17 protein-coding genes are annotated in these 15975 nt (G+C 35.7%); 4 read left to right on the top strand and 13 right to left on the bottom strand.

Translation table 11 applies throughout. From position 1 onward, the window contains the following. The first annotated feature begins 100 nt into the window (after positions 1–100). The gene (gene trhP, locus A6A10_RS07830; RefSeq protein ID WP_121122773.1) at positions 101–1480 is read left to right on the top strand and encodes a prephenate-dependent tRNA uridine(34) hydroxylase TrhP; all 1380 of its coding nucleotides are present in this window, start codon (positions 101–103) and stop codon (positions 1478–1480) included. Positions 1481–1556: 76 nt separating this feature from the next. On the opposite strand, the gene mnmA is transcribed toward trhP, so the two are convergent. The 9 genes from mnmA to A6A10_RS07785 form a co-directional block, all read right to left on the bottom strand. Then, positions 1557–2708 carry a tRNA 2-thiouridine(34) synthase MnmA gene (mnmA, locus tag A6A10_RS07825; protein ID WP_121122770.1) on the bottom strand — a complete coding sequence of 384 codons (1152 nt, stop codon included), beginning with the start codon at positions 2706–2708 and terminating at the stop codon, positions 1557–1559. A 32-nt stretch (positions 2709–2740) separates the two neighbouring features. Further along, the gene (gene nqrM / locus A6A10_RS07820; protein ID WP_121122768.1) at positions 2741–2992 is read right to left on the bottom strand and encodes a (Na+)-NQR maturation NqrM; all 252 of its coding nucleotides are present in this window, start codon (positions 2990–2992) and stop codon (positions 2741–2743) included. A 26-nt stretch (positions 2993–3018) separates the two neighbouring features. Then, on the bottom strand, positions 3019–4071 hold the full coding sequence (locus tag A6A10_RS07815) for an FAD:protein FMN transferase (RefSeq protein WP_121122766.1): 1053 nt from the start codon (positions 4069–4071) through the stop codon (positions 3019–3021). Between the two features lie 146 nt (positions 4072–4217). After that, a complete protein-coding gene (nqrF, locus tag A6A10_RS07810) occupies positions 4218–5444 on the bottom strand; it encodes an NADH:ubiquinone reductase (Na(+)-transporting) subunit F (protein ID WP_121122764.1) in 1227 nt (408 codons plus the stop codon). 12 nt (positions 5445–5456) lie between these two features. Next, positions 5457–6053: an NADH:ubiquinone reductase (Na(+)-transporting) subunit E gene (nqrE, locus tag A6A10_RS07805; RefSeq protein WP_121122762.1), complete on the bottom strand. Its 597-nt coding sequence runs from the start codon at positions 6051–6053 to the stop codon at positions 5457–5459. Between the two features lie 3 nt (positions 6054–6056). Then, the gene (locus A6A10_RS07800) at positions 6057–6680 is read right to left on the bottom strand and encodes an NADH:ubiquinone reductase (Na(+)-transporting) subunit D (protein ID WP_121122759.1); all 624 of its coding nucleotides are present in this window, start codon (positions 6678–6680) and stop codon (positions 6057–6059) included. After that, entirely contained in the window at positions 6680–7456 is a 777-nt protein-coding gene (locus A6A10_RS07795) for a Na(+)-translocating NADH-quinone reductase subunit C (protein WP_121122757.1), read from the bottom strand. Before A6A10_RS07795 ends, A6A10_RS07800 begins: the two co-directional genes overlap by 1 nt. Beyond that, positions 7449–8699 (bottom strand): NADH:ubiquinone reductase (Na(+)-transporting) subunit B, encoded by a 1251-nt coding sequence (locus A6A10_RS07790; RefSeq protein WP_121122755.1) that lies wholly within the window; start codon positions 8697–8699, stop codon positions 7449–7451. The genes A6A10_RS07795 and A6A10_RS07790 overlap by 8 nt, the downstream gene beginning before the upstream one ends. A gap of 2 nt (positions 8700–8701) precedes the next feature. Further along, positions 8702–10048 (bottom strand): Na(+)-translocating NADH-quinone reductase subunit A, encoded by a 1347-nt coding sequence (locus A6A10_RS07785; RefSeq protein ID WP_121122753.1) that lies wholly within the window; start codon positions 10046–10048, stop codon positions 8702–8704. A 402-nt stretch (positions 10049–10450) separates the two neighbouring features. Here A6A10_RS07785 and nfuA point away from each other — a divergent pair, with 402 nt between their 5' ends. Then, the gene (gene nfuA / locus A6A10_RS07780) at positions 10451–11044 is read left to right on the top strand and encodes a Fe-S biogenesis protein NfuA (protein ID WP_121122751.1); all 594 of its coding nucleotides are present in this window, start codon (positions 10451–10453) and stop codon (positions 11042–11044) included. A 106-nt stretch (positions 11045–11150) separates the two neighbouring features. Here nfuA and A6A10_RS07775 read toward each other — a convergent pair whose 3' ends face one another. From A6A10_RS07775 to exbB, 4 genes are all read right to left on the bottom strand, one after another. Further along, positions 11151–12239 carry an anaerobic sulfatase maturase gene (locus A6A10_RS07775; protein WP_121122749.1) on the bottom strand — a complete coding sequence of 363 codons (1089 nt, stop codon included), beginning with the start codon at positions 12237–12239 and terminating at the stop codon, positions 11151–11153. Between the two features lie 159 nt (positions 12240–12398). Then, positions 12399–13265 carry a cell envelope integrity protein TolA gene (gene tolA / locus A6A10_RS07770; protein ID WP_121122747.1) on the bottom strand — a complete coding sequence of 289 codons (867 nt, stop codon included), beginning with the start codon at positions 13263–13265 and terminating at the stop codon, positions 12399–12401. A 9-nt stretch (positions 13266–13274) separates the two neighbouring features. Beyond that, positions 13275–13661, bottom strand: coding sequence for a TonB system transport protein ExbD (exbD, locus tag A6A10_RS07765; RefSeq protein ID WP_121122745.1), 387 nt, complete (start codon positions 13659–13661; stop codon positions 13275–13277). 68 nt (positions 13662–13729) lie between these two features. Further along, positions 13730–14173, bottom strand: a complete 444-nt coding sequence (exbB, locus tag A6A10_RS07760) for a TonB-system energizer ExbB (RefSeq protein WP_121122743.1) — start codon at positions 14171–14173, stop codon at positions 13730–13732. A gap of 153 nt (positions 14174–14326) precedes the next feature. On the opposite strand from exbB, the gene glpE reads away from it, so the two are divergent. Both glpE and sohB read left to right on the top strand, forming a co-directional pair. Next, the gene (gene glpE, locus A6A10_RS07755) at positions 14327–14647 is read left to right on the top strand and encodes a thiosulfate sulfurtransferase GlpE (RefSeq protein ID WP_121122741.1); all 321 of its coding nucleotides are present in this window, start codon (positions 14327–14329) and stop codon (positions 14645–14647) included. A gap of 36 nt (positions 14648–14683) precedes the next feature. Next, complete coding sequence (gene sohB / locus A6A10_RS07750) at positions 14684–15745, top strand: protease SohB (protein ID WP_121122739.1); 1062 nt, start codon at positions 14684–14686, stop codon at positions 15743–15745. Positions 15746–15975 lie beyond the last annotated feature (230 nt).

Here is a 15975-nt window from a genome sequence, read left to right as displayed (position 1 = left end):
AAATATAATGAAATGTAAGGGCGTGTTCAGTTAGAATAACGCCTTTTTATTATACTTTCCCTTGCGGGAAGTCCTGACTTGTTATCAGAAGAGAATTAAAATGTTAAATAATAAACCAGAACTGTTGTCACCAGCAGGCTCACTAAAGAATATGCGATATGCATTCGCATATGGTGCAGATGCGGTGTACGCAGGACAACCTCGTTATAGTTTGCGTGTACGTAATAATGAATTTAATCACGCTAATTTAAAAGTTGGAATTGATGAAGCCCATAACTTAGGTAAAAAATTCTATGTGGTGGTAAACATTGCTCCACACAATTCAAAGTTAAAAACCTTTATTAAAGACTTAGAACCCGTTGTTGCAATGCAACCAGATGCGTTAATTATGTCAGATCCAGGGCTAATTATGTTAGTCCGTGAACATTTTCCTGATATGGCAATTCATCTTTCTGTTCAGGCAAATGCAGTAAATTGGGCAACAGTCAAATTTTGGAAACAAATGGGCTTAACTCGTGTGATTTTATCGAGAGAGCTTTCTATTGATGAAATTACTGAAATTCGTAAGCAAGTTCCTGATATGGAAATTGAGATTTTTGTACATGGTGCATTATGTATGGCATATTCTGGGCGTTGCTTACTTTCAGGTTATATCAATAAGCGTGATCCAAACCAAGGGACTTGTACCAATGCTTGTCGTTGGGAATATCAAGTCGAAGAAGGCAAGGTTGATGAAGTGGGTAATATTGTTCCTACTAAAATCGATCCTGAACAACAGATTGAAATTAAAAATGTTGCGCCTACCTTAGGTGAAGGAAAGACGACTGATAAAGTGTTCTTATTGGCAGAAACGCAAAAACCCAATGAGCAAATGACCGCTTACGAAGATGAACATGGTACCTATATCATGAATTCAAAGGATCTTCGTGCGGTGCAACACGTCGAGAAATTAACTCAAATTGGGGTACATTCTTTGAAAATTGAAGGGCGTACCAAGTCTTTCTATTACTGTGCGAGAACAGCCCAAGTTTATCGTAAAGCGATTGATGATGCCGCAGAAGGTAAACCTTTTGATGAATCTTTAATGGATACCTTAGAATCATTGGCTCATCGTGGCTATACCGAAGGTTTCTTACGTCGCCATACACACGATGAATACCAGAATTATGATTACGGCTATTCAATCTCAGAACGTCAGCAATTTGTCGGAGAATTTACGGGTAAACGTAATGAACAGGGCATGGCTGAAGTGGCGGTTAAAAATAAGTTTTTGCTCGGTGATGAAGTCGAAATGATGACTCCAAAAGGGAATATTGTATTCAAAATTGAGAAGATGTTAAATCGTAAAAATGAATCTGTAGAAGCAGGGTTAGGCGACGGACATTTCGTCTTTTTAGATGTGCCAGAAGACGTCACGTTAGACTATGCATTATTGATGCGTAACTTAGTGAACACTAATACGCGTAATCCGCATAAATAATAGTAACTAAGTGATATAAAAATAGCTAAGGAGAATATCCTTAGCTATTTTTTTACACAATATTAATTTATCGCAATTATTTCAATTGTTTCTCAATAACCCCACCACCTAAACAGACTTCACCTTGGTAGAAAACCGCAGACTGTCCTGGAGTAACTGCTATTTGTGGTTCATCAAAAATGACTTCGATAGTTTGATCATCAATTGGATGAATTTCACAAGGAATATCCACTTGGCGATAACGTGTTTTGACCGTACAGCGTAGATTTTCTCGAATAGGTTTACGATCGACCCAATCTAATTGACTTGCAATCAGTCCTGTTGAGAGTAGTGCGGAGTTATCGTGACCTTGAGCAACAATGAGCACGTTATTGATCAAATCTTTTTCAACCACATACCATGCGTTCTCACTTGCACCTTTAATCCCACCAATACCAAGACCTTTGCGTTGTCCTAAGGTGTGGTACATTAATCCATCATGACGTCCAATCACTTGCCCATCTATTGTTTTAATATCTCCTGCTTGAGCTGGTAAATAACGAGCAAGGAAATCTTTAAATTTACGTTCACCAATAAAGCAAATGCCCGTAGAATCTTTTTTCTTAGCGGTTGCTAATCCAAGATCTTCCGCAATTGCCCTTACAACTGGTTTTTCTAATTCGCCGACTGGGAATAGGCTCTGACCAATTTGTGCTTGGCTTAAAGTATAAAGAAAATAGCTTTGGTCTTTATTACTATCTAATCCACGTAATAATTTAGGCTCTTCATTTAATGGTGGTCGTCTTACGTAATGACCAGTTGCAATAAAATCCGCTCCAAGATCTTCTGCGGCATATTCAAGAAAGGCTTTAAATTTTATTTCTTTGTTACACAAAATATCTGGATTAGGTGTTCGTCCCGCTTTATATTCTGCAAGAAAATGCTCAAAAACATTATCCCAATACTCAGCTGCAAAATTAATTTTATGTAACTTGATACCCAATTTATCACATACAGCTTGGGCATCAGCTAAATCTGTTGCAGCCGTACAATAATCAGTATCATCATCTTCTTCCCAGTTTTTCATAAACAATCCTTCAACTTGATAGCCTTGCTGTTGAAGAATAAATGCTGAAACAGAAGAATCTACACCACCAGACATACCACAAATGACTTTTTTGTGTGCATTTTCTGCGAGCTGTTCTGGCGTTAATTTTTGGAAATACTGTTCGTAGGTTTTTGAATTCATGAGCTTCTCATTAAAAGTTAATCACAAAGAAATTACTTAACTTCGTAGAAGTTAGGTTGATTTTTATTTGCAAAGTGAGCAACTTCTTTAGGATCTGCTGTACCGTCATCAATTTTTGCTTGTAAATTGCTACAAGGTGTATCGCAATCGCACATTTTTTGCATGCCTAAGGCAGTAATGCCCCCACAGCTTCCAGTGATAGCTTTACCTTTAAATATAAAACCAATCGCCATTGCGAAAATAATGGCAACAAAAAAGCCAAAGGTAATTAATATCGTTTCCATTTTTTACTCCTAATATACTATATATACTATTGTTGTTCGGTTAATTTTTTAAACTTGCTAGACATTTCTGTCGTATAACCTTGTTCTGTTTTGATAATTAAAAAGATCGCAAGTTCTTCTTTTTCTGCAATTTCTAATGCTTTTTCAGGACCCAACACAAATAATCCTGTAGCTAAGCCATCTGCTGTCATCGTCTTGTCAGAAAAGACTGTTACAGAGGCTAAATTATGGGAAATAGGTCTGAGTATTTTGGGATCTATAATATGAGACAATCTGTCACCATTTTCATCTTCAAAATAATTTCGATAATTTCCCGAAGTTGCCATAGCTAAATTATGCAGAGGCACAACAATTTGGCTTGTGGTACCTTGGGTAAATTCTGGTTTTTCAATTGAAATTCTCCAATCTGTGCCACTTAAATTTTTTCCTTTACCACGAATTTCACCACCGATTTCTACCAAGTAGTTAGCAACATTTAATTGTTCAAAGTATTCACTTAATTTATCAACACCAAATCCCTTAGCAATCGATGAAAGATCGATATATACATGAGGTTCTTTTTTGATAAGGAATGTTTGACCATTATTAACAGTGAGTTCAATATTATGAATTCCTACTGATTTCGCATATTCAGCAATTTTTTCTGCAGAAGGCTCTCTATTCAAGCGTTTATCTGGTCCAAATCCCCATAGATTAACAAGTCTTCCAATTGTAATGTCTAACGCCCCTTCGGTAACATCATTTAGTTTAATTCCTTCTTTTACAACTTTGGCAAAATCATCAGAAATTAGGAAAGGCTTATTAATTTCTTCACTTGAATTAAATTGCGATATCACAGAATCTTTTTGATAAGTGGACATTTGATCATTGACATCGACTAATAATTTATCAAGTGCTTCTTGAATTTTTTCTGGAGAAGGCAAATTGCTTACTTTTCCATCATCGATGTATTTAATGTGGTAAGTTGTTCCCATTGTTTTTCCTTCTAAGGAAATCTGTTCTGGGGCTTTTTCACATGCAGCAACAAATAAAGCTGTAACTAGTGCGAGAATCCCTATATAACGTGATTTAAGATTCACAGGTACTCCTAATTTATAAAAGTCTAAAATTGTAAATGAAAAGAAGCAGTATTTCTTTTCATTTACAACTTGTAATATCAAACGGTTAAATTTGCAAATAAAGCTACAAATCTAACCGCTTGTTTTTCTATTAAAATGTGCTTGAATTAGCCACCGAAGTCATCTAACAAGATGTTTTCATCTTCAACACCAAGATCCTTCAACATTTTAATTACAGATGCATTCATGATTGGAGGACCACACATGTAGTATTCACAATCTTCTGGAGCTTCATGATTTTTCAAATAGTTTTCATAAAGTACATTGTGAATAAAGCCTGTGTAACCATCCCAGTTATCATCTGGCTGTGGATCTGAAAGGGCAACATGCCATTCAAAGTTATCATTTTCTGCTGCAAGCGTATCAAAATCTTCAACATAGAACATTTCACGTACTGAACGAGCACCATACCAGAATGTCATTTTACGTTTAGATTTCAAACGTTTTAATTGGTCAAAGATATGTGAACGCATTGGTGCCATACCAGCACCACCACCGATAAATACCATTTCTGCATCGGTATCTTTAGCAAAGAACTCACCAAATGGACCAGAAATTGTCACTTTATCACCTGGTTTTAATGACCAAATATAAGATGACATTTGACCTGGTGGTACATCTGGATTTCTTGGTGGAGGCGTTGCAATACGAACGTTAAGCATAATGATCCCTTTTTCTTCAGGATATGATGCCATTGAATATGCACGAGTAATATGCTCATCAACTTTAGAAACGTAGCGCCATAAATCAAATTTATCCCAATCTTCGTGATACTCTGCTGGAATATCAAAGTCTTTATAACTGACTGTATGAGGATCTGCTTCAATCTGAATATAACCACCAGCACGGAATGGCACTTCTTCACCTTCAGGAATTGCTAATTTAAGCTCTTTAATGAAAGTTGCTTTGTTATCGTTAGAGATAACAGTACATTCCCATTTCTTAACACCAAAAATTTCTTCAGGTAATTCAACATCCATACTACCTTTTACATTAACTTGACAAGCTAATCGGTAGCCTTCTTTTGCTTCACGTTTAGTAATATGTGATAGTTCTGTAGGTAGAATTTCACCACCACCACTTTTTACTCTAACTATACATTGACCACATGAACCACCTCCCCCACAAGCAGATGAAACGAAAATTCCTTGGCTTGCTAAAGCTCCAAGTAATTTTCCTCCAGCTGGAAGTGTGATCGCCTTTTCAGGATCATCATTGATTGAAATTGTGATATCACCAGAATCCACAAGTTTAGATTTAGCGAGTAAGATCAATACCGCAAGTACTAACACAATGGCTGTAAATACCACAATACCGAAAATAAAATTATCCATTCGATATGCTCCTTATAACTGAATGCCTGAGAATGACATAAAGCCAAGTGCCATTAATCCTGCAGTAATAAAGGTAATGCCTAAACCACGTAAGCCCGCAGGAATATCAGAGTATTTCATTTTTTCTGTTAAACCAGCTAATGCTACAATAGCTAACATCCATCCTGTTCCTGCCCCGATACCATAAACAACAGATTCAGTGAAATTATATTCACGTTGTACCATGAATGAAACACCACCAAAGATCGCACAGTTTACAGTAATAAGCGGAAGGAAGATCCCTAATGCACTATAAAGTGCAGGGAAGAACTTATCTAAAATCATCTCTAATATTTGTACCAATGCAGCAATTACACCGATAAAAGTAATAAAGTTCAAGAAGCTAAGATCAACACCTTCAATTAATACACCATCTTTTAAAACATGGGCATATACTAATTGGTTTACGGGTACTGAAATACCAAGTACAACAATAACAGCAATACCTAAACCAAATGCAGTCGAAACCTTCTTAGAAACGGCAAGAAATGTACACATACCTAAGAAGAAAGAAAGTGCCATATTTTCAATAAATACGGATTTTACAAATAGACTAATATAATGTTCCATTGACTATTTCTCCACCTGTGCAGGTTTCCAAGTTCTGATACCCCAGATAACGAAACCAATAATAAAGAATGCACTTGGTGCTAATAGGAATAAACCATTAGCCTGATACCAACCACCATCTTGAATAGTTTGGAAAATAGTAACGCCAAAAAGTTTACCTGATCCGATTAATTCACGGAAGAAACCAACTACAAGTAGCATTGCACCATAACCTAAACCATTACCAATACCATCCACAAAACTATCTAATGGTTTAGATTTCATTGCGAACGCTTCTGCACGTCCCATTACAATACAGTTCGTAATAATTAAGCCAACAAATACAGAAAGTTGTTTAGATAATCCATAGGCATATGCACGTAATATTTGGTCAACCAATATTACAAGCGATGCGATAATTGCCATTTGCACAATAATACGGATACTATTTGGAATATAGTTACGAATACAAGAAATGAAGAAACTTGAAAATGCGGTAACAAAACATACCGCTATTGCCATTACCATGGCAGTTTCTAACTTCGTTGTTACCGCTAAAGCAGAACAAATACCTAAAATTTGTAATGCAATAGGGTTGTTATCAACTACTGGAGAAAACAGTAACTTTTTCAAATTTGAACCAGCCATTAGTTAGCCCCCATTTTTAATTTTTCTAAGTATGGACCAAACCCATTATCACTGAACCAGTATTTAAATGATCCATCAACACCTTTTGATGTTAATGTTGCACCAGATAATGCATCAATACCGTGTTCTTTATCAGCTGAAGCACCTTTAGCAACAGTAATCGCTGATTCACCTTTTTCATTACGTAATTTTTTACCAACGAAATTAGCTTGCCAACGAGGGTTTTCAATTTCTCCACCAAGTCCTGGAGTTTCTCCTTCATCATAATACGTAATGCCTTTAATTGTATTACCATCAGGTTCAACAGAAACAAATCCATACATGACAGACCATAAACCAGTACCATAGAAAGGTAAAACGATTTGATTAACCTCTCCTTGTGCATTTTTCACTAAATAAATTTCAGCATATTTTGCACGAGTACGTAAACTTGCTTTATCATCTTCAGGAGAAATTTGGATACTTTGATTAGGATCTTTAGCTGCTACTTGAGCATCAAAGTTTGTTATTCCTTCAACATATTCACCTGTTGCTAAATCAACAATCTTAGGTTCAATGCTGTTACCAAAAATATCTTTAATTTCACTTGTTGTTGTATTTGGTTGTAATAAACCAGCAACACTTAAAATATTTCTTTGTTTATCAAGCTGTTTTTGTTCTTCTTGTGCGGGTTTAAGTGACACAGATGCACTAGCCACAATAAGAGAACAAATTAAACTTAATAAAACAACGACGGTAAGTGTTCCGCCAATGCTATCTTTATTAAATTTAGCCATTGCGTGCCTTCCTACGTTTGATATTACGCTGAACCACTAGGTAGTCAAAGATTGGAGCAAATAAGTTAGCGAATAAAATTGCTAACATCATGCCTTCTGGATAAGCAGGGTTTGCTACACGAATAATGACACACATCACACCAATTAATGCACCATATGCCCATTTACCTTTATTAGTAAATGCTGCTGATACAGGGTCTGTTGCCATAAAGAACATACCAAGAGCAAAACCACCTAGAACTAAATGCCAATGCCAAGGCATAGAGAACATTGCGTTAGTTGTAGAACCAATCATATTGAATAATGTTGAGGTAATAATCATACCGATCATTACGCCTGCAATAATTCTCCATGAGGCAATGCGTGCAAATACAATAATTGCTGCACCAATAATAAGTGCTAAAGTTGAAACTTCACCCACTGAACCTGGGATATTTCCAAGGAATGCATCCATCCAAGAAATACTTTCACCACTTACTACATGTTTAAGTGCTTCTTGTCCACCAGATGCCCATTGTGATAATGCTGTCGCTCCAGAGAATCCGTCTGCTGCAGTCCATACTAAATCACCAGAAATTTGAGCTGGGTAAGCAAAGAATAAAAATGCACGACCTGCTAAAGCAGGGTTCATGAAGTTTTTACCTACGCCACCAAATACTTCTTTTGCAACAACAACACCAAATGTCGTCGCTAAAGCGGCTTGCCATAATGGTAATGTTGGTGGAACAATTAATGCAAGTAGGATAGATGTTACAAAGAAACCTTCATTAATTTCATGTTTCCGGATCATTGCAAATAAAACTTCCCAAAAACCACCCACAATAAATACTGTTAAGTAGATTGGTAGAAAGAAGATTGCACCTAAAAGCATTTTAGATAAAACGCCTGCATCTTGTGATAACACACCAAATACATTAGCTAAAGCAAAGTGCCAATTATTTGAAACATTATGTGCAACATTTTGAGCAAATATATCAGCTGAGGCAAATTGACCTAATGCCTGTAATGATTGTCCTCCAACATTATACATACCGTAGAACATCGCAGGAAATAAAGCCAACCATACTAGTACCATCATACGTTTAGAATCCAACGCATCACGAATATGAGAGGCTTTTTGCGTTACTGTACCTGGTGTATATAAAAACGTTGCTGTTGCTTCAAACAAGGCATACCATTTTTCATATTTTCCACCGGGTAAAAACGCTGGTTCGATTTTCTCTATAAGATGTTTTAAACCCATTTTTAACCTTCCTTCTCGATCTTATCTAGAGCCTGACGCAATAGAGGACCATACTCATTTTTGCCTGGACAAACAAAAGTACACAGCGCTAAATCTTCTTCATCTAACTCTAAACAACCTAATGCTTGAGCAGAGTCAGTGTCTCCAGAGGCTAAATCACGTAATAATAACGTTGGAATAATGTCTAAAGGCATTACTCTTTCATAAGCACCTATTGGCACCATTGCACGATGACCACCATGGACAGCGGAGGTAAAGTTAAATAATTTTTTACCGAAATGACCGAGAACAGTACGAGAAATTGAGAATTTATTCGCACCAGGCATAATCCAACCTAAGAACTCTTTTTCTCTGCCTTCTGCAATGACAGATACTTGTAAAGCATAACGCCCTAGATAATCATGAGGTCCGGATGCTTTTGTTCCGCTTAATACAGAGCCTGAAATTACACGGTTTTCGCCTTCATTCAATTCATTTGCTGTTAATTGAGATAAATTCGCACCAATAATTGTACGCACTAGACGAGGATTTTTAACTTGAGGACCTGCCAGTGAAATCACTCTTTCAGCAAATAATTCACCTGTTGTGAATAATTTACCAATAGCAATAACGTCTTGATAATTCAAATACCATACTTGCTTATTGATACTGACTGGATCAATAAAATGGATATGTGTACCACTTAAGCCTGCTGGATGAGGACCTTCAAATGCAGTTACTTTTACATTGTTTAGCTCTGCATTTGGAGTTGAACTGTCTGGGGCTCTACATAAATGAACTGTTTTTTCTCCATTAAATAGGCGACTTAAAACAGTTAATCCATCCACAAAATCTTGCTTATTGTTACTTAATACAACTTCAGGATCAGCAGATAAAGGATTTGTATCCATCGCATTAACAAAGATTGATGATGGTTCTGCATCCAATCTAGGTATTTTACTAAATGGACGAGTACGGAATGCAGTCCATAAGCCAGAATTCACTAAATTTTGCTTAACTTGCTCGCTAGTTAAAGAAGCAAGCGCAGCCGAATCATAACGGCTAAAAGTAACTTGCTCATCACCCTCAACTTTAATTACGACAGACTGAAGAACACGTTTTTCTCCACGGTTAATCACAGTGATAGTACCGCTTGCAGGTGCAGTAAAGATAACGCCTGGATTCTTTTTATCTTCAAAAAGTACCTGACCTTTTTTTACTACATCACCTTCACGAACTTTCATTGAAGGTCTCATACCCACATATTCTTCGCCAAGCACAGCAACTTCACTAACGGTATTGCCGTCACGGATTACTTGCTCAGGTTTTCCCGAGATAGGGAGATCCAAGCCTTGTTTAATTGTAATCATATTGTTTGCACTACTTTTTGTTGGGTTAAAATTATGATTGCAGATGACCTGCAATCCCATCTATTGAGTCATAGCCAAAATAAAAAAACAAACGTTGGTTCCCCCACTTTTTTTAAATGACTACATTAAGTTCTCAAATCGGATTCTTATCTTAAAAACGAAAGATAAAAATAAACGAACCATTCTACCTGAAAATTGGTGAAGAATTCCAGTTTTACTACACTTTTTTAACATTTACACATTAAAATTTGAATTGAATCAATATTCTTATGATATTTAACTTTGATAAAAAATAGATGGTATGTTTGATTGGTTTAAACGATAGCAAAAATTGAATAATATTTGATACTGGTCAAAAAAATAGTATAGCGGTACAATGGCTACTAATTTACTCAAGTATAGATGGATTTTCTTATGAATATTACTATTTCAGATGCTGCTCAAAGCCATTTTCGCAAATTACTCGATCAACAAGAAGAGGGAACTAATATTCGCATTTTTGTTGTAAATCCAGGAACTACAAGTGCAGAATGCGGTGTTTCTTATTGCCCACCTAATGCTGTTGAGGAAAGCGATACAGAATTAAAACTTGCTCAATTTTCTGCTTTTATTGATGAAATAAGCTTACCATTTTTAGAAGATGCTGAGATTGATTATGTAACTGATGCGATGGGTGCTCAACTTACAATGAAAGCACCTAATGCTAAGATGAAGAAAGTTGCTGATGATGCACCTTTTATTGAACGCTTAGATTATGTTATTCAGACTCAAGTTAATCCTCAATTAGCGAGCCATGGTGGGCGTGTGACATTAATTGATGTTACAGAAGATAAAGTGGCTATTTTACAATTTGGTGGTGGCTGTAATGGTTGCTCAATGGTTGATGTTACATTGAAAGAAGGGATTGAAAAACAGTTATTAGCTATGTTCCCAGAAGAATTAATGGGTGTAAAAGATGCCACAGAACATCAGGCTGGTGAGCATTCTTATTATTAACCAATGTAGCGTATGAAATTTAATATAAGCGGTAGGATCTTGTTAAGATTTTGCCGTTTTTTATATGTACATACTACATGGAAAATTCTTTTTATAGAGAATAGCATTACATACGGTGTCTTTGTTTAAATTGAATAGCTAATTGTTTGAGATAAGGTTCCATGTAGGATAATGCAGAGTAGTAGGCTTCACATAGTTGATTATGCGGCTCGCCAAAGCCTTGAACGGTACGATGTTTAGGGCATCCACCATTGCAAGCAAAACGGAATTTACATTGTTGACAACGTTGTGAAACTTTTTCTTTGGCTAAGCCAAACTTGGTTTGAAAATCGGAGTAGGTAATATCAACTAAGGGTGTTTCAACTAAATTGCCAATGTTATAAGTGGGATAAACATAGTGATCACAACTATAAATATCCCCATTTTGCTCAATAACTAATTGATCGCCACAGGTTTTTCGGAAGATACACAAGCTAGGCTCAAATCCAAGGAAAGCCATAAACCATTGTTCAATGAATTGCACATTGATTCGTCCAATATCTCCCTTGAACCACTCATCAAAAATCTCAATCAGCATTTGTCCATAATCTTTTGCCTCAGCTTGTTGATTATAGTCCCCCATTAGTGGAATAAATTGTAAGTGAGTTGAGCCAATTTCTTTTAAAAAGTGATAAATCCGTTTTCCTGCATGCACATTCTTCTTATGCACAACGGTTAAGGTATTAAATTCGACACCAAAGCGGATCAAATTTTCTAAAGCATTCATTACTTGGCTAAATGTGCCTTTTTGCGATTTAGTCACGCGATAAGCATCGTGTAAGTCTTCGGGACCATCAATTGATAACCCAACCAAGAAATGATTTTCTTTTAAAAATTGGCACCAATTGTGATTGAGTAGCACACCATTTGTTTGAAGGGAATTATAAATGCGTTTGCCATTTGCATATTTTCGTTGGAATTCGACCGCTTTCTGATAAAAATCGAGACCAGCGAGAGTAGGTTCCCCCCCTTGCCATAGAAAAGTAATTTCTCGTTGTGGGGCGGTTTGAATGTAGCTTTGAATATACTTTTCTAATACTTCATCACTCATTCTGATTTGTTCAGAATGGGGCTTTTCCAAATAGAAGCAGTATTTGCAATCCAAATTACAAATAGAACCAGTTGGTTTTGCCAAAATATTGAAAGCATGATTCATTAGACTATCCTTGTTTTATCAATTTCACGTGCTGATAATAGAGAAAAATAGCGTTTTCCAGTATGACGATGATCATAATAGAATGAATGACAACCAAGAGTTTAATTTTTTGCTAAACTCTTGGTTAATACGATAATGAAGATTTTTTAGGTAGAAATACTACCGTAGGCTGAACTTTACAGGAACTGTCAGAGACGAAGGGAATCCCGCTGGTGGAGCGGATTTCATATCTGTATTTTGTGCGGCTTTTACTGCTGCTGCATCTAAATTACTATTTCCTGATGATTTAACTACTTTAACGTTAATAAGTTTTCCTGATGAAGAGATAGAAAAAGACAGTGTAACCACCCCTGTTTTTCTCATCATTTGCTCCCTTCTTGGATAGCTATTATTAGCTTGACGTTGAAGCGCTTTTTGTAACTGAGCTTTGTAACGATTCAATTCTCCACTGGATGCTTGACTATTCCCTTGGTTATTACCATTAGCAGAAGTTTGATTGTTATTCGATGTACCTCTTTGAGCCTGAGCATTTTGTGGCACATTTGGCACAGCCTTAGCAACAATACCTTTTTTCGTTTCAGTACTCTTTTCTACAGCCTTAGGTTTTGGTTTAGGCTTAGGTTTCTCTTTTGGTTTAGGCTTTTCTTTTGGTTTTTCCTTTGGCTTCGGTTTAGGCTCTTCTTTTGGTTTAGGTTCTTCCTTTGGTTTTTCAACAACAGGCTCTGGAACTGGTTCTGCTTCAACAACGGGTTCTGGCTCTGGTTCTATTACTTTTTCTGGAATTTCTTCCGCTGGTTGAACTTCTTCTACAACTTCTTCTGGTGTCTCCACATTCTCAGGTTCTGGTGCGGTAGCCACCTGAGGTTGTTCTAATAATGCAGTCATCATTTCCATAGAAATGCTTGTGACTTCTTCTGTTGCTCTCAAGGGCGGTTTACTACTCAACAACCATCCTACCCCAGCAAAAGCTAATCCATGGATAATAATGGAAGTGATAAAACCAATTCGGGAATATGTTTTATTCATGCCAATATTCTACTCCGAGGTTTCTTTTTTAGTAATGATTGCAACATTTTTGATTTCATTAGTAGATAAAAGATCTGTTAATGCAACGAATGTTTCAAAAGTTACTGCTCCATCAACTTTAAGTGTTACCTTTTGTTCTTTATCCCAACTTGCAATTTCTTCTTCAAGCAATTCTTTTGTAATAGGTTCATCGTTATAAAAGAATGCATTATCTTCTGTAATAGTTAACAATTTAGCCAACTCATCTGCTTTTATTGCCTGTGTTGTGGATGCTTTAGGAACATTAACTTGAATTTTTCCTTGAGAAATAAAAGATGCAGTAACGAGTACGATAGCAAGTAACACTAACATAATGTCAATAAATGGAATGATATTAATTTGATCAAATTTTTTCATATGTTATGTCTGTTTTCCAATGAGTAAAACAAAAGCGGAAAATGACCGCTTGTTTGGGATATTCTTATTTACTTACGATGTTGAGCATCTTGCCAAAGTAATTTATTTTTCTCTACACTACGACCGAATCCGTTGTAAAACACCATTGCAGGAATTGCAACTAGAATACCAATAGCTGTTGCTTTTAATGCAAGAGAAAGGTGTACCATGATGGAGCCGGCATCAAGATCTCCACCTGCATTACCCAATTCATAGAAAGTAAGTAATATACCAATTACAGTTCCAAGTAAACCAACGTATGGTGCATTAGACCCAATGGTTGAAATAGTTGTGAGGTTGTGAGTTAGATCAATTTCTAACGATTCAATTGTTTGATAATTTGCTACATTTACTTTTTTATAGAAAAGGATTCGTTCAATCACTTTTGCAAGTAAAATAATACTCATTAATCCAAGTAGTCCGAGAATAAAATAGTCAACATATTGTTGTAGAAATGTGAAAAATTGTTCCATTTAAAAACCCTAATTTTTTTATGTATTCTATGTGAGAATCATTATTATATTTATTAAGGGTAAAACTTCAATACCAAAGTTAGATAAAGTGTAACATTTACAATTTTGAGTTTAATGCTATATTAAGGATTGATCCAAATTATAGGTAACATAATGGAAGAAACATTCATAGAAATAACGCCTCTTGAAGCATGGGATATGCTTAAACAAGAAAATGCAGTATTAGTAGATATTCGTGATCCAATTAGATTTAAACATAGTCATCCTCAAAATGCTTTTCATCTGACTAATTTAACTTATGGACAATTTTTGGATGAATATGATTACGAGCAACCTATATTAGTGATGTGTTATCACGGTATAAGTAGTAGGAATACAGCACAATATCTTGTAGAACAAGGATTTGAGCGAGTATATAGTGTGAGAGGTGGCTTTGATGGTTGGGTCAGAGAAAGTTTGCCTGTAGAGCAATAAATAGTACCCAGAAAATAATAAGAGGAAAAATATTATATGTGGAAGGACGTTTTACTAAATTATGGCGTTTTCTTACTAGAATTACTAACACTATTTGCCATTGTCGTAGTAATTATCATGATGATTTTAGAAAGTCGAAAACAACCTGAAAATGGGGCAATTACGGTTATAAATTTGTCTAAAAAGCATGAAGAGCAGAAAAAAGCGTTAAACAATTTTTTTCTTTCTGATGCTGAACAAAAACATTTAGATAAAGAATATAAAAAAGAGCAAAAGGCTAAAAATAAACGTGATAAGAAACTTTTAAAAAAAGGACATGATTTGCTTAGTCAAGAGACTAAACCGAGATTATTTGTCCTTGATTTTCAAGGTGATATTCAAGCGAGTGGTGTTTCAGGATTACGTAAGGAAATCGATGCCGTTATTGCACTTGCTGATGTGGAAAAGAATGATGAAGTTTTACTAAAATTAGAAAGCCCTGGTGGGGTTGTCCATGGTTATGGTTTAGCTGCTTCACAGTTGCAACGATTAAAAGATAGAAATATACCTTTAACTGTAGCGGTAGATAAAGTTGCTGCAAGTGGAGGTTATATGATGGCATGTGTAGCAGATAAGATCATTGCTGCCCCTTTTTCAATAATTGGTTCAATCGGTGTTGTGGCTCAAGTTCCTAATATACATAGATTATTGAAGAAACATGATATTGATGTAGATGTAATGACGGCAGGGGAATACAAACGTACGGTTACTCTAGTGGGTGAAAATACCGAAAAAGGAAAACAAAAATTCCAACAAGAATTGGAAGAAGCTCATCTTTTGTTTAAGGAGTTTGTTGAAACTCATAGACCTCAACTTAATATTGAAAAAATCGCAACAGGTGAACATTGGTTTGGAAAACAGGCTTTGGAGCTCAATTTAATTGATGCTATTTCAACAAGTGATGATTTATTACTCGATGAGATATCCAAAAAAGATGTTTTTGAAGTGAAATATCATACTAAAAAGAAATTGATAAAACGCATAGGTGAACAAGCAGAGTCTAGTATTGAAAAGGTTTTTGGTAGATTATTCTTCAAAAATAGTACAAATATGTTATAAAACAGGTTGTATCTGTTATAAAAAGCACTCCATTTTGTTATTTAAATGACAATAATTTTAAAAAAATCAAAAAATATTAAAATTGTTGAATAAATAGTCTTCCAAAATGGGAAAAAAATGCGTATTATACGCACCCTTAATTCAAGGAAGTGAACTTTCTTTGGATACTAGATGCAAGTTAAAAGTACGGTTTATACCGTACTTTGTTATTTGTGGGCTTTTTTACTGTA

This window comes from Otariodibacter oris (assembly GCF_009684715.1).
Taxonomy (GTDB): Bacteria; Pseudomonadota; Gammaproteobacteria; order Enterobacterales; family Pasteurellaceae; genus Otariodibacter; species Otariodibacter oris.
Note: the sequence above shows the minus strand (reverse complement) of the source record. Positions and strands in the feature narration are given on the sequence as shown.